Source organism: Chitinophaga arvensicola (assembly GCF_900110835.1).
Classification (GTDB): domain Bacteria; phylum Bacteroidota; class Bacteroidia; order Chitinophagales; family Chitinophagaceae; genus Chitinophaga; species Chitinophaga arvensicola.
This window is the reverse complement of record NZ_FOJG01000001.1, coordinates 3,931,226-3,950,941: the sequence shown is the minus strand read 5'-3', so window position 1 is coordinate 3,950,941 and position 19,716 is coordinate 3,931,226. Positions and strand designations below refer to the sequence as shown.

Below are 19,716 nucleotides of genomic sequence, written 5' to 3'. Positions count from 1 at the left end.
TCAGGCCGACAGCCGGTGCGGCGCCTCCAGTAATACCTGGTGACGTTGTAACATTTCCTTGATAAGTACGGCCACATTGCTTAATGGTGAAACCGGTGCAGGTGCTTTTTCCACCGTGAACGTCTGTTCAAAAATCATTCTGAGGGCATCGCGCAAAGTGTAAATATCCCGTTGCTTTAACAGGCAGCCGTTGAAACCCGCTGCGGTCAGGGGCGCCAGGGCTAATGCTTCGCCCGGGGCCGCAAAATGCAATACGGGAATATCTGCCAGCCGGCTTATTTTACGGACATGCTTCATAAAAGCAGTCGCATGTTCTACCGGCAGGTCTGCACTGATAAAAATATAATCGGGAATAAAATCGGAGTGTTGCTTCAGGTAAGCAAGCGCATCAAAAGTATTATCCTGGCAAACGCAGGCACGGTTTACCTGTAATAAGTCCAGTGATAAATAAAACTGGATACGCTGATCGGGCTTTGCGTCAATTAACAGGCTGGTGATTTTCTTTTTCATACGACAATATATTGGGATCTTATTTTATCAGACCCGCAAAACAAATCAGATGCCGGATGATGCCATTTCTGCAAACCCGCTATTGAAGCCGGTTTGCAGAAATGATGTTTTTTTATATCATGGGGATAATATCACTCAGTTGTGTAATAATTTCGCAGTGCTGTATTCACAGTTAGCACGGATTCCTATCCATTCCGTTTGAAAGCCAGCAACCGGAGTGCATTAAATACCACTACCAGTGTAGAGCCTTCGTGGGCAATCACAGCGGGACCGATACTGGCAATACCAAGGATGGTGAGTGGTATGAGCAGTGCCACCATACCCAGGCTGATAAAGAGATTTTGCCGGATAATCCCTTTTGCCTTGCGGCTCAGCGCAATGGCAAAAGGCAGCAGGTCGAGCCGGTCGCCCATCAGGGCTATATCGGCGGTTTCCAGCGCCACATCAGATCCGGCAGCGCCCATAGCGATGCCTACGGTACTGTTGGCCATGGCGGGTGCGTCATTCACCCCGTCGCCGATCATCGCCACCTTCCCTTCGGCGGTCCTTAATTTTTTGATGGCTTCCACTTTCTGTTCGGGTAATAAGCCACCCCATGCCTCCGTTAAACCCGTTTGCTGCGCAATGGCATCTGCTACCTGCTGGTTATCTCCCGAAAGCATGATCATTTTCCGGATACCGATCTCTTTTAATTGCTGCAATGCCGCTTTGGCTTCGGGCCGTGGCGTGTCCATCATGGTGATGACACCGAGGAAGCGGTCGTCCTGACGCACCAGCATCGAGGTATTGCCTTCGCTTTCCAGGGCGGTCATTTTTTGCTTTAAATCGTCGGGCAGCGCGGTACCCCCCAATTCTTCAAACAAAGCCCGGTTGCCTATATAAATGGCCGAATTTTGCCAGTTGGCCTTGATACCTTTTCCCAACACCGCTTCCAGTCCCTGTGCTTCCGGGATCGGCCGGCCTTTTAACTTTTCCTTTCCATCCGTCACAATCGCCTTTGCCAGCGGATGATCACTCAGCGCCTCTACTGCTACGGCAGCTTCCAGCAATGTATCTTCTGTTACCCCAGCAGCGGGGATCACTTTCGTGAGCCGGGGCTTTCCTTCCGTGAGCGTACCGGTTTTATCAAAAGCCAGTGCGGTTAACGTACCCAAATCTTCCAGCGGGCGGCCTCCCTTTATCAGCACCCCTTCCCTTGCTGCCCGTCCTACACCACTCAGCACAGCGCTGGGGGTGGAAATGGCCAGTGCACATGGACTGGATGCTACCAGCACCGCCATAGCGCGGTAAAAGCTATCGCTGAAAGTTTCATCCAGCACCAGAAAGGCGAAACAAAGTAGTACTACGAGGATCAGCACTGCCGGTACGAAGTATTTTTCAAACCGATCTGTGAACTGCTGGGTGGGCGACTTCTGCGTTTGAGCTTCGTTCACCAGCTTCACCAGTCTTGATAACGTGGAGTCCTGCGCCAGTTTAAGCACCTTTATTTCCAGGGAACCGTTACCATTGATAGATCCGGCAAAAACAGTATGCACGGGATCATTGGCGTTGCTGTCTGCCGGCGCTGCCTTCTTATCTACCGGTATACTTTCCCCGGTAATGGGCGCCTGGTTCACACTGCTGCTACCGGCTACCACCATCCCATCTGCGGGTATCTTCGTATTGGGTTTCACCACAATAATATCATTGAGCTGCAATTGTTCAATGCCCACTTCCTTTACCTCGCCGTTCTTTTTGAGTAATGCTGTTTTAGGTGCCAGTTCCGCCAGCGCCGCAATGGATTTGCGGGCTTTATTCATGGCGTAATGCTCCAGGGCATGGCCCAGGCTGAACAGAAACAACAACAGCGCGCCTTCCTGCCAGGCGCCGAGGATACCTGCCCCCACTGCGGCCACCAGCATCAGGAAATCTATTTCGAACTTTCCTTTCATCACGGTTTCCACCGCTTCTTTGGCCGTGAAGTAGCCACCAAAAAAATACGCGGCAATATAACAGGCCAGGCTTACCCAGGCGGGCAACGCCGTTACAAAGGATAATCCGAAACCGACAGCCAGGAATGCGCCACAGATAAGACTAAAAATAAGTTCGGTATTCTTTCCGAAGATACCGCCATGATCATGGTCGTGCTCCTCTCCTTCGGCATGTGTATGTTCATGCTTGTGTTCATGGTCGTGCGTATGTTCATGGTCCACCGCTTCCGTTTCTACATGCACCGGAGTAAGTCCCTGCCGCTTAATCAGCGCCAGCACCTGCTCCTGGCTGCTCACCTGTTTATCAAACTCGATGCTGATAAAACCGGAAGCCCCCACGCTCACTTCCACGATGCCCTGCTTACGCCGTAAATTATCTTCTATAATGCGCGCATGTCTTACATGGCGTATGCCTTGTACTTCTATCGTGAGATGACCATAATGGGCTGTTAATTCCGCTCCCGCGCGTGTAGCCAGTTCCGTTATTCTCTCCAGGCTGATCACATCTGCATCATAATGAACGCAGAACAGGTGTTTGCCATCGGTGTCGCTGATATGCACTTTTTCAATGCCCTGCCGGCCCTGTAATAATGCGATGATGCGTTCTACACAATGATCTCTTTCGTCTTTTACTTCGGGTAACAGTACAGGTATTTCTACCTGCCACTTTTTGATAGCTGCCATTGATGAATCTTTTTGGAGGTCTGTTGTTGCAACACTATCAAATATAAAATATTCCATCAAGACCGCTACCGTAAAAAATTGCAACTAAGCGGCATTCTATTTAAATCCCATCAGTGTCCGGATCTTATCTGCCTGCTCCGGTGAAGTCAGTTTTTCGAGCAACAGGAAAGCCACGTCCAGTGCTGTAGAAGGGTTCCAGGAGGTAACAATATTCCCATCTGTTACAATAGCTTCATTCACTACGTTCACGCCCAAACCTTTCAGGGTTTGTTGTCTTACCGGGTTCAGGTTATAAGTAGTTCCACGGCGACCATGCAGGATACCGCTTTTCGCAACCGGGAATGCACCTGTGCAGATGGTCGTAATAGGTTTCTGCTGCGCTTCAAACTGGCGGATCAGCGCCAGGAAACGTTCATCATAAGCATGTTCGTAAAATCCATATTCTGCAAAGCCACCAGGTATGGCCAGTGCATCAAAATCGCTTACGTTTACTTCGTCTGTCGTATAGTCCACGAGTACCCGCTGTTTAAAGGTACTCGTCACTTCTCTTTGCAATCCTACAGAGTAGAGCGAAGTGGTGCCGTCACCATCTACCAGGTTCCATCCGATAACATCGATAAATACGCTGGCTTCAAACATTTCAAAACCATCTGCGAGGAGTAAAAGTACTTTTTTCATATGGGGATCAGTTTAGCGGTATGTGGCAAAGGTAAGCAGTGAGGTTCGCAGGGGCTTGCTTAATTTTGTCGGATGGCGGCCTGTTTTTGTCCTGTTTACAGATGTACAAATAAAAAAGCAGGCGCGTAATATACGCGCCTGCTTTAGCTCTTCACTTATTTTACTTACTCACTTTCTTCAACATCCCCGGATACACCACGCCATCTGCCTTCTCCAATGAAATACCCAGCAATTTTGCAATCAGCGGGGCCACATCTTCCAATCCGATAACCGGTACTGTTACATCTTTGCCAAGGCCTGCACCGATGGCGATAAAGCCGGTCTGTATTTCCCGGAAATCAGGATAATAACCATGTGCACCGCCGCTGGTGGCTTTGATGGCATCGCCTGTTCTGGCGGCAGAAAAAGCAATACCCTGTACGGCGCTGAGTGCCAGCATCGCATCCGGATCTGCACCCACTTTTTCGAGAGCCGGTTTATCCAGTACGGTAAATAACTTTTGTATACCAGCTGGTAATTCACTGAGCATTTTCTTTACCTGCTGTAAAGTTTTAACGTCATTTTTATCTTTCAGTTTGAGGAAAACAGATCCTCCACCGCTATGAAATAAAGCTTTCCAGCTGCCGGGATCTGCGGTAGTACCGGCTAATCCTTTTTCTGCCAGCCATACGTTGGGAGAAATACTGGTATGCACATCTACAAAACCGTGGTCACCGGTGATGATGATAGCGGTGCTGTCTTTGATACCTGCTTTCTCAATCGCTTCGAGAATGGTACCGATACCATGATCTGCTGCAGCTACTGCCTGTGCTACATCCGCTCCTTCACGACCCACGCGGTGCTGTACTTCATCGGTGCAGGGCAGATGTACGGTGAGCAGATTGGGCTTATACCTGGTAATGAGGTAAGCCGCCATCCTGCTCAGTGTTTCATTCATACCCAGGTAACGCAGGTTCATATCGGTGCTTTGCAATTCACCGGTGGCGTAGCGCTGTACTTCTTCAAACAATCCTTTAGGTGTTGCCTGCTCACTGGTGGGCTGGCGACGATCACCCGGATTCGTCAGTGAAAAAGTTTCCGGGATATTGTAGTCTACCGGCGCACCCACGGATACCGGCCAGGACACAGATGCAGATATTAACTTCGCTTTATGCACAGCATCCCATAAGGTTTCTGCTTTAATATGACTGGTTTCTGAATACCAGCGGCCACTTGCACCTTCCGGCTCAAACGGGGTGTTATAGCAGATGCCATGTTTGGCAGGCGCCACACCGGTGATCAGTGTGGTATGTGAAGGATAAGTGATGGTAGGGAAAATACCACGCACCCCGGTGGCATGCACGCCTTTTTCTTTTATCTGCTGCATGTTGGGCGCCGGCCAGCGGCTGTCCAGGTAGAAGTCGGGACGGAAACCGTCGATACTCACCATTACTACATACTTTGCCTGTTGTGCTGCCAGCTGTCCTGTCAGCAATATATATGCTCCTATCGTTAAGATAATACGTTTCATCAGTTCAACTTTTAATTAATAAACGGAAAAATTTCTTTGGCATGTTTGTTATTCACCAATACGGCATTCATGTCGTATTTCATGGTCACAACGCCGTTTGCTTTGTCGTACGTGAAATCATCCATGCCCCTGTTCAATGGAATAAAGGCAGGGATCTGCGCTTTGATATCCGTATCTTTTACATTAGGATTATTCAGTTGCTCTGTTTGCGAAACAGGGAACTTAATACCCAGGTCCGTCATTCTTCTGCCTTCGGCGATAAATATTTCCTGGCGCATACGATACAGTACATATAACAGGCGGTCCTGTGTAGTAGCTGTTTGCAGGTCATTTACGGTGACCATGGTACCGGACACCGTATAGGCTTTGATGTTACCTGCCTGTCTGTTCAGTACATAGTTGCTGCGCAGGGAATCGGCGGCATCAAATTTCACTTTTACGGCTGTCAGCGGATAGTCGGTCCTGTTACCACCATTGCGGGTTTCTTTCTTATCGTCTATTAATACTACCGGGCGGCCATTTACCACAGACAACAACTGTAACAAGGTATTTCTGCCGTCATCGAGATTCCCTGCGGAGATCTGTGTTTCCGCCAGGATGAGAAAACCTTCTTCTGCTTTCACGATGGTTACCGGCTTCTGATCGGTGGCAGGTAAACCGGTGTGATAATATTTAGGATCCAGGAAGTCCAGGCGTGGTAAAGGTGCAAATTCGTTGTTGGTAGATGAATACAGATAGGTCTGCATATCGTTCGGCACATTGTTCACCCCATCATACTTTACCTGTCTTAACAAGGCGGTGTTATTGAGGGCTGTTTTGGCGTAAAGCGCCGCATTGGCAGCATCTCCCAGGGCATAATATACCCTCGCCTTCAACAGCGTGTACGCGGCAATTTCAGCGGCATCCTTGCTCAGGCCGATCGCCTTATTCAGTTGATCGAGCGCTATGTTATAGTGCTGCGCAGGTGTAAGTACGGCTCCTTTGGCGGCGCCGGGTAATCCTACAAACAGCTCGCCGCTGAGCAGATGGGCAAAAGCCCCGCTGAAATATACTTCGGCAGAATCGGACGCTGTGCTGGAAGCATCTGCGGGCAACACTTTCGTTAATCCGTATTCAGACATTTCCCGTAAGCGTTGTACCTGTACCTGCAGGTTGTTGACATCCAGGTCGAAATAGTCGATCTGCGGAATATCAAACACTTTGCTGCTGAGGGTACGGTTGTTGAAATAGTTGTCAGATACCAGTTCGGTACTTACTACTACCTGGTTCATGGTAAGTGCCAGCTGCCTGCGCATACCGGTCACCCAGCTTTTCGCCGGATTGGGATTATCGAGGTACACCGGTTCGGTTACATTCGGATTTAATACGGAGCAGCCATGTAAAGCCAGCATACCGCCGGCGATGATAATGGAGATATATTTTTTCATGAAGATCTTTTTTAGAAGTTTAAGCGTAACGTACCCAGAAACTGGCGCGGTGCAGAATAAGTAGCGTAAGAGATACCACCGGTGGTGGCGCCCCCCTGGCCCTGTGCACTACCACTGATCGTTGCTTCCGGATCAAAAGAAGAAGCGGCAAAATTGAACGGGTTCATGGCAGAGAAACCTACGTTGGCCGATTTCACTACTTTACGGAACATAGCCGGTTTCCAGCTATACGTTACACCGATCATCCGCACTTTGATAAAGTCTGTTTTCTCTGTGAACATATTGGTGAAATTGAGCCAGTTGGTGCGCTTGTTCTTATCAATTTCTGCCTGCGGAATACCCTCGTTACCCGCGCCGTAGTTGAAGCGGAACTGACGGTCAAAGGAGTTCGCATAAGCACCTTTCTGATAGTCGGCGTTGGCAAAGAAGTTCAGTTGTTTGTACCGGAAGTTCAATCCCATGCTACCAAACAGGTTGGGAATAGTAGTACCCAGGCTCTGTTGTGCTACCGTTGATTGCAGCGTGCCATCAGGTCCGAATACTCCATAGTTTCCTCTCAGGTAACCCACCGGATGCCCCTGCTCTACCACTGTTTGAATGGTTCTGGCGCTGAATCCGTTGATGTTGAAAGGTGGTACGCCACCGGCATCTTCCACGTTATTGTATAAAGTGTTCACGGAAGCATTCAGGCGCAGGGTAATGTTTTTTGTTTCTACCGGTACTCCCGTGATGCTGAATTCCCAGCCTTTGTTCAGGATCTTGCCTACGTTGTACAACTGCGACAAAGACTGTCCTGTGGAAGGCGTAGGTGGCACATAGAACAGTGCATGGGTAGTGATGGAATTGTAGTACCCGGCAGAGATCAGGAGACGGTCTTTCAGGAAACCCAGGTCTACGCTTCCTTCTGTGGTCTGCGTTTTCTCGGGGCGCAGGTTATCATTTCCCGGCTGGCCAAAAAATGCGGCCTGATCGCTGTTGTATCCCTGGAAAGCAATGGTTCTTTCATTGGCAAATGGCGTAGGCAGGTTACCGGCAATACCGTAACCACCTTTCACTTTGGCGGAGGTAATTACCTGCGACAAACCGCTAAACCATGGTTCTGCGCTCGGAATGTAAGAGAATCCCACTTTAGGATAATACTGGATACCGATGTTTTTACCAAAAGCCGGGTTACCATCACCACGAATACCAAAATCGAGGAACAGTTTATTTTTAAACCCGATGTTCTCCTGGATATATACGCCATAGTTCACGGCTTCCAGGTAAAATTCATCACTGGTTTTAGTGGCGGCATCTTTGATATTTTTTGCACCATCGCGGATATTGCTGCCGTTGTAAGCGATCTGCTGGTCTTCGTTACGGAAGAACTGCGTACCGGCTGTTGTTACAAAGGAGAAATCATTTACTTTGGCTTCATACTGTCCGTTCAACTCCAGGGTGATGCCCAGGTATTTGCGGTCGTTGTTGTTGATGCTACCCTGATCTTTTACCTGGGTGTTGGTGGTAAACGACAGGTATTGATTGGTAGTAATTACCTGGTTTTTCATCACGCGGTAATCGATACCACCGGTAGCTTTGAATACCAGGTTTTTCAACGGACGGTATTTAAACGACTGGGAAGTCTGGAAACGGTTTACCGTAATATCATTGTCCTGCAGGCGTTCTGCTTCTCTCACATAATCTTTCATACGCTGGAAGGCGCTATCGGACAAGTTATCAATATTCGGATCGAATTTCGGGCCGGTGATAGCGGAAGCACCGCTTTCTGCAAACCATAATCCCGTATAGCCGCCCTGGTTACCATTACGGTTACGCTTATACTTATTATTTACATAAGTGAAAGAGCTTTCGTAGGTCACCTTATCGCTCAGGCCAGCATGAAAGCCGGTACTGAAATCTACTTTGCGGTTGTTGTTCTGGTTAAATAATTCCGTTCCCTGTGAATTGAGGTAATTGGCAGAAAAGCTATAACCAAAATTATCCTGGCCACCATTCAAACCGATATGTTGTTTCTGGTAAAAGCCGTTCTGCATCAGCAGTTCCTTCGTGCGTTTGAAATGCAGGAAGTCGCCCGTCGGTGTTTCCACGCCCATCTGCGTTTCGGCGGTAACGGATGTTTTGCCGGCGCCTCCTTTTTTGGTAAAGATCTGGATCACGCCATTGGCAGCGTCAGAACCGTACATAGTGGTGGCGGCACCACCATTGATGTATTCTATTTTATCGATATTGTCCATCGGGATATCCGCGAGGGAGCTGATGGCGGCGCCTTGTGCACTACCACCGCCCAGGGCGGTAACGGTATTGAGGTTATCCATTCTTACTCCGTCTACATAGATGATCGGTGTAGAGTTTACAAAGGCAGAGTTAACACCCCTTGCACGGATAATGGAGGTAGCCCCGGATTGACCGCCGGTAAGACGGATCTGCGCATTAGGTAATTTGGATTGCAGCAGCTGGTCTATTCTCGTGGCGGGCACATCTTCCAGTTCGCGGGAGCCGATGCTCACAACGGTGGAAGACAGGCGGCGTTTGGAGATATCGATGCCCTGGCCGGTTACCACTACTTCATCCAGACCGAGACGGTCTTCTTCCAGAGAAATCTGCAGACCGGTACAATTGGCGCGGGTCAGTGGCAGTTCCTTCTTCTTGAAGCCCAGCAGGTATACGGAGAGGGTGAGATCTTCCTTGCTGGCGGGGAAGTTCAGCGCAAAGCGGCCGTCTACATCCGATTGGGTGCCGGCGCCGGTGCCTTTGATGCTGATGCTTACACCGGGCAAAGGCTCATGGGTAGTACGATCGGTGATCCTACCTGTGATCTTTACCTGTTGCTGGCTACCATCGGGCTGAATCAGCACATATTTATCATTTACCTGTACTATGTTTACCGGGAAAGTTTTCAGCAACTCATGCAGTACTTCCGATACCGGTTTCCCGGAGGCGGAATAGCTGATCTTACTTTCAGATGGAATCACACTGAGGTCGTAACCGATACTCAGCGATGACTGTGCTTCTATCAGCTGTAATACCCGCTTCATGGTTACTTCGCGGACGGCAATCGTCACTTTTACTTTGTCCATGGATTGCCCGGTAATGCTTTCTGCCGACGCCATGGTGGCGGAAAGAACGATAAGGAACAATGTTAGCTTCATCTTCAGGAAAAAAAGAGTATTGACTGGTTTGATACAACCAGTGTAAAAATTTCTCATTTTTGTAATGTTTTTAAGTGTTTACAAGCGTTTAAAAATGTGGCACATCACAAGTGTGCTGGTAAAAACCGGGGGTGTTGGTAGCACTTCCGGTTTTGTTTTTTTCCCTTATTTCATTTGTTGCGCATAGGTTTTAGTGTCAATAATCAGTTGGCCGTTGAGCGGATGTACGGTGATGCCGGTTAATCCTTTCAACACGCCCAATATGTTTTCCACGCTTTCTTTATGGAAGCGGATATTATAAACAGTGGTATCTGCGGGTCTGCTGTGTAATACTATGTGAACAGGGTAATGCCGTTCCAGCGCCGCCATCATTTCTGCAATGGTAAAGTGATCGAAATCCAGTACGGCATCCTGCCAGTCGCGCATACCTGCCGTATCTGCATGGCTTTGCCAGGCCTTCCCGGAAAGCGGCTGGTATTGCAGTATTTCATGATGTTGCAGCGTAAAGGAGTTACCGGGCGTTTCCACTTTCACGCGACCACTCACCACGGCCACTTTGCGGGTAGATTCACCTGCATAGGCGCGGATATTGAAAGAAGTGCCCAATACAGTGGTGGTCATGCTGCTGTCGCTCACCCGGAAGGGATGTGCCGGATCAGCAGTCACGTCAAAAAAAGCTTCACCGGAGAGCAGTACCTTTCTTTCGGATCTCGCGAAATCAGCAGGAATCACCAGGCTGCTCATGGCATTCAGGGTAACCGTGCTACCATCGGGCAATTGCGAGGTAAGCGTTTCTCCCCTGCCGGTATGCAGTTCCAACGGTGCTTTGGAGCGGCCATATTTTACAAACATGCCAATACCGGTACCAATAAGTATGATGAGCATGGCGGCATAACGGAATGCCTGGCGATAACTGACACGGATGCCTTTTTCAGCGGGTGCGGTCCTGGCGGTAATGCCTGCCAGTATTGACTTCCGCAGAGATTCCCGGTCACCGGAAAAGGAAGTGGTATTATCTTCGAGGGAATTGAACCAATGATCTACCACGGCTTTCTCTTCGGGAGTTGCTTCCCGCCGCAGGTATCGTTGCAGTAATAATTTAACCCGGCTATCCGGTTGATGTTTTTTGTCCATACCCCGATATTATCTCCCGGGGAACACACAAGTACTCCGAAAGTATGTTACGGAATTATGAACTTGTGATAAAGCGGCAAACCTGCCATCAGCAGATAGATATCCTGCTGGTGTAAACGACGGCGTAAGATGCCCAGTGCTTTGGTGATGTTATTTTTAATGGTTTGTTCCGACAGCGACAACTGTGTCGCAATTTCCTTCAGACTCATGTTGGCTTCACGGCTCAATACAAATGGTACCCTCAGTTGCTCCGGCAGCCTGTCTACCTCCTGCCGGATGCAGGCATCCAGCTCTTTCAGCTGCAACCGCGACTCCGTCATATTCACCGGCTGATGCCCTATAAAAGATTCGAGTAATACTTCATTGTAAACCATTGTCTGGCTGCGGGAGTAATAATCTATCACCGCATAACGGGCCGCCTGGTAGAGATAAGCGGTAAACTGGTCGTTCTTCCCCGCATACAGATGCTTCCTGTTATTCCAGCAACTGATAAAAATCTCCTGTACAATATCCTGTGCATCTGCCTCCTGCCGGATCCTGGACCGGGTAAACCGGTAGATCTCTTCCCAATAACGGTTGACAAGTGTAGTGAATGCCGGATGATGATCTTCCCGTATCATTTGCAGCAACCTGCTATCCGAATGCTTTTCCATATCCACGCAAACATAGGCAGGAGATATGAACTCAGTATTAATTGTGCCAGGGATGTTAGAATAATATCAGGATGTTAAACTAATGCCCACTTATAGATAAGCTGTATCTAACAGGAGGCGCTTATATGGAGCTGAAATGGGAGTTGGATAGGACGGGGATAGGGCTTACCTGACAATAGGTACTGCTTTGTCATATGTTTGGACATATATTATTTTATCGTTTCTTTCTTACCGAACTGCCGGGGAAACCAGGCTACGGTGATCATAAAATACTGTTGCAGCACACTGGCCGTTCCTCTTTTCAGGAAATTATCACCCGACTCACTGATCACGCTGGTATGCTGATGTAATAAATCCATTGCTGTTAATTTTACTTCCCAGTTATGCTGTTGCGTAAACCGGTACAGCGCATGGGCATTCCATATGGTAAAATGAATAGCATCGGCTCCTGTAGACGTGTTATAGTTGTAAGTGGCGTTACTGCTGAACGTAACACGAGGCGAACAATTGATACTGGCGCTAAGGGCCGTACTGTGGGTACTGTTCCGGAAGGCCTCACTGCTAATGCCTTGCTGCCGGGCGTGAGCGTATAAAAAAGCCTGCGTCACATTCACAGCTATCAGATCACGGAAATAATAATATCCGGTGAGATGAACACTGCTACGTTGACTAAGCGTTTCGTTCCATACGCCATTCACCTGGTTGGGCACATCCGACAAATAAAACGTGGCCCTTACATTCAACTGCAACTGGTGCTGCGCCCATTTAAATGCCTTATCGAGGTACCCATTGGCCTGGAGGTATCGCTGACCATCTGCATTCACGATATAGTGTACACTGCGTCCGAGGCTATCGGTGGAGCGACTGTCAGCAAAGCTATGATCGATTATACCTGCACTCAGCTGCAGCTGGTAATTAAAAATGTTGCGGGACTGCAAACTGCTATGCAGCATATTAAAAGTCAACTCCCGTTTATCGGCCGGCCGCAGCTGCGGATTACCAATAGTTACATCATACAGGTTCACACTATCTGTTAAAGGCGTTAGTTGCGCTATCGACGGATACTCCGCAGAAGTGGCAAAACGGAGACTATAATGATCCCTGAACGCGCCAAACTGATCATTGATATAGCTGATCTCTGCTTCAGGAATAAACCTTTGGTACGTGACCTTCCTGTTCTGAAAGGCATGATCCGCGCTATTTTGCTGGTAAAACACCTGTGCCTGCGCATGAAAGTTAAGAGAGATGGTTTTGCTGTAGCGGTTCACCAGGCCCCGGTAAATAAGTCTGCCGATATGAAGAGAAGGGCGGTCATTGATGCTCAGGTAGCGGCTGTTGTTACTGAGGTAGTCGTTGCGTATATAACGATGATGCGTCGTGTCGTTATCCGTCACCATGCTGTTTTCATTCCTGGTCTGCCATTCGATATTGTTCTCCACTTGCAGCGATAACCGGGAAAAGATACTGTGATAGCCGGCGATCAAAGGCATAAAATTGCCCGCTTTTGCATGCAGCTGCTGCGTCGTTTCTTTTCCGGCAGTATGATATTTCCGGTCAAACGTCCGGTTGGCAGCCGGTGTTTCGCGGGAAGAGAACAAGGTCTGTGTGGCTGTTTCATGAAGATAATTACCCGCTTTAAACGTATAGGCGATATCGTAGTCGCCAGGACTATTACGCAGATTAGTACTTTTTTTCCGGTGGTTAATTCCTGTGGTGAAGAGCGCCTCATTCCCCGTGCGGCGGCTCTCATTCACCGACAGGCTGCTGCTTTGCTGTTCGCCGGCGGCATTGAAGATGCTGCTTTCTTCCCTGCTGCGCTGTTGATCCCGGTTGCTGTTAAAGGCGCCTGTTGCATAAAAATTATATTGCTGCCGGATACGGCTATAGCGGGAAGAAAAAGCATGTGCCCTGTTAGCGGACGCAGATGCAGTAGCTGTTTCCCGGATCTGGGCCTGATCATTTCCCAATGCTGTCATTGTTTGTACCTGTTGCTGCAGTTGATCATTTCCTTGTTTCACGAAGTAATCTGCGTTGAGCCGGTTTGTTTTAAAATACGCAGGATCTGTGGTAAAATCGTGCTGCAAGGTGAGGCCACCGGCATTGGGCTGATGAAGCCCCTGAATGCTGAAATCGGGCTGATATTCTACGCTGGCGCCTACTCCTTTAAAACTGCTGTTGCGCATCAGTGTGGGTGCATCTGCGGCGGTTTTATTGATATTGTTGCCCGCGCCTACCACACCCAGCTGCGTACGGGATGTAAAAAAGTTCAGGCTGGCATCTGCTTCGAAGCGCTGCTGCGTGCCGTAACCTGCATCCAGTTTTCCAAAATAGCCCCGGCGTTTATCTGCTTTCAGTTGTATGTTGATAATGGTGAGGGAGTCCAGCGGATTATCCCGGTGACGGATTTGCTGATATACCTGTATTTTATTTACTGCAAGTTTGGGAATGTTTTGTGTAGCCAGCTTTGCTTCGCCGCCAAAAAAAGGTTTTCCATCCACCAACACGCTGCTTACTGTTTTCCCGTTTACAGTGATCGCGCCATCTCCCCAGATGGTAACACCTGGCAGCAATCGCAGCAGATCTTCCGTTTGAGCATGAGGTACCAGCCGGAATGCGTCTGCGTTGAATTCCAATGTATCTCCCTTCATTTGTACGGGTGGTGGTGCAGCAACAGCCACTTCCTGCAAACGGTTCACCTGCTTCTCCAGTTGAAGCACAGGTAACACGATATTTTTATCAGCGGCAGTAATACGGAACAAGTGGGATACCGGGCGATACCCGATGTAGCTGGCGGTAATTTTAAGGGGCACATCTACCGGTAATGCTTTGAAATGAAATTCACCAAAATTATCAGAAAGCCGGTAGCTCAAAAGACTCGAATCACTGACCCTGTATACTGCCAGGGTAGCGGATGGCAATGCATAGTCATGCACAGAGTCGCGCACAATACCATGTACATTGCCCATACGGGTGGAATCCGCGTGTTGCGCCGCTGAGGATAGTGCCGTCAGCAGGAAGCTTAGGCTGACAAATAACCGGAACAATGGCATCATGCAGTTATAAATTCGCTTTAGGCCTGAGCTGAACAATGACCGGGTTGGATTTACGGTCCTGCGTCGTGAAATAGTTTTTTAATACAGGACTATATGCCGCCTGCTTCTCATCTGCCGCTTCCTTTGCTGCAAACATGGTCAGTGAAGGATAACTTGTATACAGGTATTGACCATCGCTGGCCAGCAACTCCGATCTTCCGTAGCCGGATACCGGGAGCCAGCTGGTAGTAGCATCCGGTGAAACACGGTCCAGGGTGATGACCCGGGTAGTTTTCAAACTATATAACAGCGTGAACATAGTCGTTTCCCATCCGCTGCAGGGGCAACGGAGATCAACAACCAGGTAATCCCCTGTTTTATAGACATTCCAGAGTTGCGTAAATACATTTTTCCCTTCCAGGTAAGCCCTTCTTCTGCCGGTATAGCTGCTGTCGTATCCAAAGTTATCCGGGATGGAATATTCCAGTGGAAATATAAACTGGTAGGTATGGCGGATGCCCGCTGTATCCAGCTCCTGTACCCGGTAATCGAAATCCGGAATATACAGGCATTGCCAGGGATTACCGCTATAGGTGAGGTAACTCATATGCCGGTAAAGATCATTGCTTAAAGCCGCATACCTGAAATCCACGGGCAACAGATATTGGGGTATGCCCGCCGGCTCCCGCCGGATAGCCAGATCAAAAGGCATATACCCTGCCTGATCGGCAGATACCGGTCTTTGCTGCATATAAATCCCGGTGCCGTCCTGCAGGAATTGATAATCCTGCGTATTCGGCGGCAGCGCTATTTTTCCAATGCGGGTACCATCATAACTATACACGTATAATGATTGCCGTTCGAATGCCGTTTGTATATACAACTGTTGTTTGCCCGGATCTGCCTTGATGGAAACGATCGTAATGTTGCGTATTCCCGGACGGGGATCCTGTTTAAATACCCTGTCAAAATTAAACTTGCTGATCTTATGATGAAACTTTCCTGCTTTATCAAAAAACAGGATGGCGGTTGCATTTTGATCCAGTACTATAAAATATTCCGTTGTTACCAACAACTGGTTGATCTCACCAAACAGGCTTTCCTTCGTGGTTTCCAGCGGGATGTAGTTCACCTCCCGGAAAATATTGGCGGCGGCACCACCGATGGCATTCATTGGATCAATTCTTACCTGATCTACAGGAATATGTTGCTGCGCATAGCCGGTGAACGACAGGCACCACAGGTACAGGCATAAAAGGGCCGACTTTTTCATGTTACGGACGGGGGTCGTGTGATTAAACGTGGAACAACTACAATGTATAGAAAATAACAAAGGGGCGTATAGCCCCTTTGTATAATATAACAGTATTTAACAAAACCACTTATCGGGTGCGCATTGCCTCCAGCCGGATTATCACTGCATCTGCCGCATCCACGCTTACCTGCAGCGTACCTTTTACCTCAGATATCTTACCGGAAAATAATTCTTTACAACGATATGCCTGCTTCGTATTCAGGCCCAGCTTATCGAGACCCGCAGAAAAAGTAGCGGCCTGTTTTCCATAATTCAGCACGGCCAGGTACGTATACCCGCTGGCGTTATATACAAACAGGTTCGACGGCGCTTCACCGGTATGATGATCTACCGGGAGAAAGGCATCTTCGAGTTGTGCCGCCTGCAACACTTCTTTATTCTGCAACAGTTGCTGCGCTACCACGTGTGCGCTGCCTGGTTCGGAATAATCATCGCCGGTAATAATGGTACCGGTAACGATGGCGGAGGTGAGTCTTGCCCGGTTGGCACCAATAGAGGCGCCTTCAAACACCACATGATCAGCATCCGCATAGTCGTATACCTTGCTCTGCCACCAGCCAAGACTGGTTGCGTTGAGCGTGTAAGCGGTTTCGTCGATGCTCTTAAACGCATCGCAGGCAATACGGCGGGTATGCACGTATCTGCCGGTGGCCATACTGGGCGAAATAGCGGCATATACCAGCATCTTGCTATCCAGCTGATCTACCAGGAACTCCATGCCTTTACGGAACGCCTGCATACCTGTATGTACGGAAGGATCATAATAATGATCTGCCTCGATGGCCGCATGGCCAATGAAATCTATTTTGATCATTTCAAAACCGGCCTCCTTGAAGCGTTTGATCAGGTACGCGATCCTTTCACGGGTAGCCGGATGCGTAGGATCCATCGCACGGCAGCCATCAAAATCATGATACTGTCCGTTTACTTTCGTCCATACTTCTTCATAGTTATAATGACTCCCCTCTACCGTTCTGGGCGATTTGCTCCAATCTACAAAAGGCGCCCAGTAAATGCCGGGTTTCACACCTCTTTGTTTACAGTAGTCGGCAAAGGCTTTCAGCTGACTGAAATCGCCGGTCATGCCGCCTTGGGTAAGGTTGTCCCAATAAGAATCGAGATCTATATATACATTTCCGTCTTTGCTGCGGAAGGCTTTGCAGGAGTCAGCGAAAAAGTCTACCACCTGCTTGGCTTTGGGCAGCGTGAGTTTTGTCTGCATACTTCCCCAGCTGTTCCAGCCGAAAGGTTTAGCGCCTTTCCAGTTGAAGATATAGCGGGGTTCTGCCCGGCGGTTCGCAACGGCGTATTGCTCCATACCCTTGCGCCAGTCGGCCTTAACGGCCACCATGATCTTCGGGGAACTGCACAGCGTATCGCCCTGTGTAACGATACCATGCCGGATGCCGTCGCGGGTTACGAGGCTGTCTGTCCACCCGGCGATAGCAGATAACTGCCCACCGGCCACCCGGATGCCTGTTTTCCAGTTGTTGTGTTCCACAGAGCCGAGTACAATACCTGCATTGCTCACACTGTCATATACCGCTGTTACTTCCGATGCCGTAAATCCAGCACCTGCCAGATCCACTACGCGGTATTTGATCCAGGCGTCGTTGTCGAAAGGCACAAAAACGCCGCTGGTGTAAGGAATACTTTCACCGGTCAGCGGGCTCATATAACGGGAACGCGCCCCCGTACCCCGCAGTACTACCGCTGTATAGAATGCATCGTCGTTGTTGTATACATAGAAAACATGTTCTCTTTTCAATCCACCGGCAGCAGAAGTAATCGTATACTGCTTACCGTTAGGGATCGTTGCCACCTTCATGGAACGTGGTACCCGGGCGGTATCCGGTGATGTTGATTCATCGTAAAACGCATACGCATGGCGGATCACGGCTTTACCACCTGCCCATACCGCATAGGTGCCGTTGCGCAGATCGTATACAATGCGGTTGTTTTTACCAAAGGGAATGGTGGCGGTTTGCTGTGCATACAGCGACACAGACAGACATAGCATTCCCGTGCCAGCTAAAAGGCATCTCAATAAGTTATTCATTTTGCAAGTCCTAGTGGTGAAAAAATGATAAATAGCAGCACCATTAACAGCAACAATGCGGCGCTATACCAATGCCGGTTTTTCCACGGCTTTACCGGTACTACCGGAACAGCCGCCGGCTGGTAAGGAATGGCCATCGGTTTTATTTTACCTATCAGCAGCATCAGCAATGCTGTTACTACAAAAGTCATGGCCAGTAAATGCAGGTAGTGGATGCCGGTATTCAATACCAGCTGTAATACCACATTGGCCGTCAGGAAAAAGATCAGTCCTGCTTTGGCTGCAATGGGTGGCACATAACGGGTAGCCATCCCCACTACCATAATGGTAAAGATCGGGATACTGAAAAATCCCGCGAGCATCTGGATATAATTATAAAAACCGCCTTTGAAAAACATGATGAAGGGAGCAATGATAATACCGGATAACATTACTCCTACCTGGAACAAACGGGTGCGCACAATCAGTTCCCGGTCGCTCACATGCCCTTTCCTGGCGATCATAAAAGGCTTGTATAAATTCATGGTAAACAGCGTGCCTACACTGTTCAGTCCTGCATTGAAGGTGCTGAGTGCAGCGCCGAATACGACTGCGGCAATGAGTCCGGTATAAGCCGGTGGCAGTACATCTGCGGCCATGCGGGGAAATATTTCCGCCGTTGCCTGCGGATGCAGGTAAAGATGTACGGCAATCAATCCGGGAATATTCAGCATCAGCGGTGATAACAACTTGCACAAACAGGCCAGCGCAATGCCCTTCTGGCTTTGCTCCAGGCTTACAGAACCCAGCGCCTGCTGCACAATAAATTGTTCCATGCCCCAATAGTAAATATTCACCAGCAGCATGCCCGTAAAAATAGTACTGAACGGCACGGCGTCTTTAGCGGAACCAATGGCATTCAGGTGATCAGTATGACTGCCCAGTACCGTCAGCAATCCCGCTTCCGCATCGCCATGGCCCAGGTATTTAAAGCCAAAGTAAGGCAGCAGCAAACCGCCTACGATCATACCGGCGCCCAGTAAAGTATCTGATATGCTGATCACTTTCAGGCCACCTAATACATTGTACAGAAAACCGGTAATACCAATGACACAAGCCAGCAGCCAGATGGCCGACCAATAGCTGATATGCAGCACTTCATTCAGGTGGAAGATACCGTTGATGGCTACCGCTCCGCCGTATAATACAGCCGGGATCAGGTTCACCAGGTAACTCAGCAGGAAAATAACCGTCACAATTTTCTTGGTGCCACTATCATACCGCACACCGAGGAAATCGGGCGTGGTAACGGCTCCTATGCGCAGGTAAATGGGCATCAGGAACTCACTGACCAACAGCATGGCAAAAACAGACGTCACGCCCCATGACATGATCGACATGTTATTGATGAACACCGATTCGTTTTCCCCGATAAACTGGTTGGCACTGATGTTGGTCATGATCAAGGCACCGCCTATGACAATCCAGTTTAGGCTGCGGCTTCCGAGGAACACATCTGCTGCCGTTTTCAGCTGATGCTTTCTCGTCAGGAACCACGACAGACCCGTCATCAATACCACAAAAAAAGCAAAGCTGATAATAGTAGTCAGTGGCAT

General features: G+C 49.0%; 12 protein-coding genes. All 12 read right to left on the bottom strand.

Annotated features, from left to right (window positions below; genetic code table 11):
• On the bottom strand, positions 1–510 hold the full coding sequence (locus BMW79_RS16245; RefSeq protein ID WP_089896494.1) for a response regulator: 510 nt from the start codon (positions 508–510) through the stop codon (positions 1–3).
• A gap of 185 nt (positions 511–695) precedes the next feature.
• Complete coding sequence (locus tag BMW79_RS16240; protein ID WP_218150322.1) at positions 696–3,164, bottom strand: heavy metal translocating P-type ATPase; 2,469 nt, start codon at positions 3,162–3,164, stop codon at positions 696–698.
• A gap of 96 nt (positions 3,165–3,260) precedes the next feature.
• On the bottom strand, positions 3,261–3,842 hold the full coding sequence (locus tag BMW79_RS16235; protein WP_089896491.1) for a DJ-1/PfpI family protein: 582 nt from the start codon (positions 3,840–3,842) through the stop codon (positions 3,261–3,263).
• A 160-nt stretch (positions 3,843–4,002) separates the two neighbouring features.
• On the bottom strand, positions 4,003–5,352 hold the full coding sequence (locus BMW79_RS16230; RefSeq protein ID WP_089896489.1) for an alkaline phosphatase family protein: 1,350 nt from the start codon (positions 5,350–5,352) through the stop codon (positions 4,003–4,005).
• A gap of 11 nt (positions 5,353–5,363) precedes the next feature.
• The gene (locus tag BMW79_RS16225) at positions 5,364–6,779 is read right to left on the bottom strand and encodes a hypothetical protein (RefSeq protein ID WP_089896487.1); all 1,416 of its coding nucleotides are present in this window, start codon (positions 6,777–6,779) and stop codon (positions 5,364–5,366) included.
• An 11-nt stretch (positions 6,780–6,790) separates the two neighbouring features.
• Positions 6,791–9,985 (bottom strand): TonB-dependent receptor domain-containing protein, encoded by a 3,195-nt coding sequence (locus tag BMW79_RS16220; protein ID WP_089896486.1) that lies wholly within the window; start codon positions 9,983–9,985, stop codon positions 6,791–6,793.
• A 108-nt stretch (positions 9,986–10,093) separates the two neighbouring features.
• Positions 10,094–11,062, bottom strand: coding sequence for a FecR family protein (locus tag BMW79_RS16215; protein ID WP_089896484.1), 969 nt, complete (start codon positions 11,060–11,062; stop codon positions 10,094–10,096).
• A gap of 47 nt (positions 11,063–11,109) precedes the next feature.
• Positions 11,110–11,715, bottom strand: coding sequence for an RNA polymerase sigma factor (locus BMW79_RS16210; protein ID WP_089896482.1), 606 nt, complete (start codon positions 11,713–11,715; stop codon positions 11,110–11,112).
• A gap of 209 nt (positions 11,716–11,924) precedes the next feature.
• On the bottom strand, positions 11,925–14,768 hold the full coding sequence (locus tag BMW79_RS16205; RefSeq protein WP_089896480.1) for a peptidase associated/transthyretin-like domain-containing protein: 2,844 nt from the start codon (positions 14,766–14,768) through the stop codon (positions 11,925–11,927).
• Between the two features lie 4 nt (positions 14,769–14,772).
• On the bottom strand, positions 14,773–16,020 hold the full coding sequence (locus BMW79_RS16200) for a 6-bladed beta-propeller (protein ID WP_089896478.1): 1,248 nt from the start codon (positions 16,018–16,020) through the stop codon (positions 14,773–14,775).
• Positions 16,021–16,129: 109 nt separating this feature from the next.
• Positions 16,130–18,082 carry an alpha-galactosidase gene (locus BMW79_RS16195; protein WP_089896477.1) on the bottom strand — a complete coding sequence of 651 codons (1,953 nt, stop codon included), beginning with the start codon at positions 18,080–18,082 and terminating at the stop codon, positions 16,130–16,132.
• Positions 18,083–18,117: 35 nt separating this feature from the next.
• Positions 18,118–19,716 carry a solute:sodium symporter family transporter gene (locus tag BMW79_RS16190; protein WP_089896475.1) on the bottom strand — a complete coding sequence of 533 codons (1,599 nt, stop codon included), beginning with the start codon at positions 19,714–19,716 and terminating at the stop codon, positions 18,118–18,120.

Coding starts and splice junctions, on each gene's coding strand:
- BMW79_RS16220 (WP_089896486.1), bottom strand. CDS start 9,985: ATGAGAAATTTTTACACTGGTTGTATCAAACCAGTCAATACTCTTTTT.
- BMW79_RS16240 (WP_218150322.1), bottom strand. CDS start 3,164: ATGGCAGCTATCAAAAAGTGGCAGGTAGAAATACCTGTACTGTTACCC.
- BMW79_RS16205 (WP_089896480.1), bottom strand. CDS start 14,768: ATGATGCCATTGTTCCGGTTATTTGTCAGCCTAAGCTTCCTGCTGACG.
- BMW79_RS16230 (WP_089896489.1), bottom strand. CDS start 5,352: ATGAAACGTATTATCTTAACGATAGGAGCATATATATTGCTGACAGGA.
- BMW79_RS16190 (WP_089896475.1), bottom strand. CDS start 19,716: ATGCCACTGACTACTATTATCAGCTTTGCTTTTTTTGTGGTATTGATG.
- BMW79_RS16225 (WP_089896487.1), bottom strand. CDS start 6,779: ATGAAAAAATATATCTCCATTATCATCGCCGGCGGTATGCTGGCTTTA.
- BMW79_RS16235 (WP_089896491.1), bottom strand. CDS start 3,842: ATGAAAAAAGTACTTTTACTCCTCGCAGATGGTTTTGAAATGTTTGAA.
- BMW79_RS16215 (WP_089896484.1), bottom strand. CDS start 11,062: ATGGACAAAAAACATCAACCGGATAGCCGGGTTAAATTATTACTGCAA.
- BMW79_RS16210 (WP_089896482.1), bottom strand. CDS start 11,715: ATGGAAAAGCATTCGGATAGCAGGTTGCTGCAAATGATACGGGAAGAT.
- BMW79_RS16200 (WP_089896478.1), bottom strand. CDS start 16,020: ATGAAAAAGTCGGCCCTTTTATGCCTGTACCTGTGGTGCCTGTCGTTC.
- BMW79_RS16245 (WP_089896494.1), bottom strand. CDS start 510: ATGAAAAAGAAAATCACCAGCCTGTTAATTGACGCAAAGCCCGATCAG.
- BMW79_RS16195 (WP_089896477.1), bottom strand. CDS start 18,082: ATGCTATGTCTGTCTGTGTCGCTGTATGCACAGCAAACCGCCACCATT.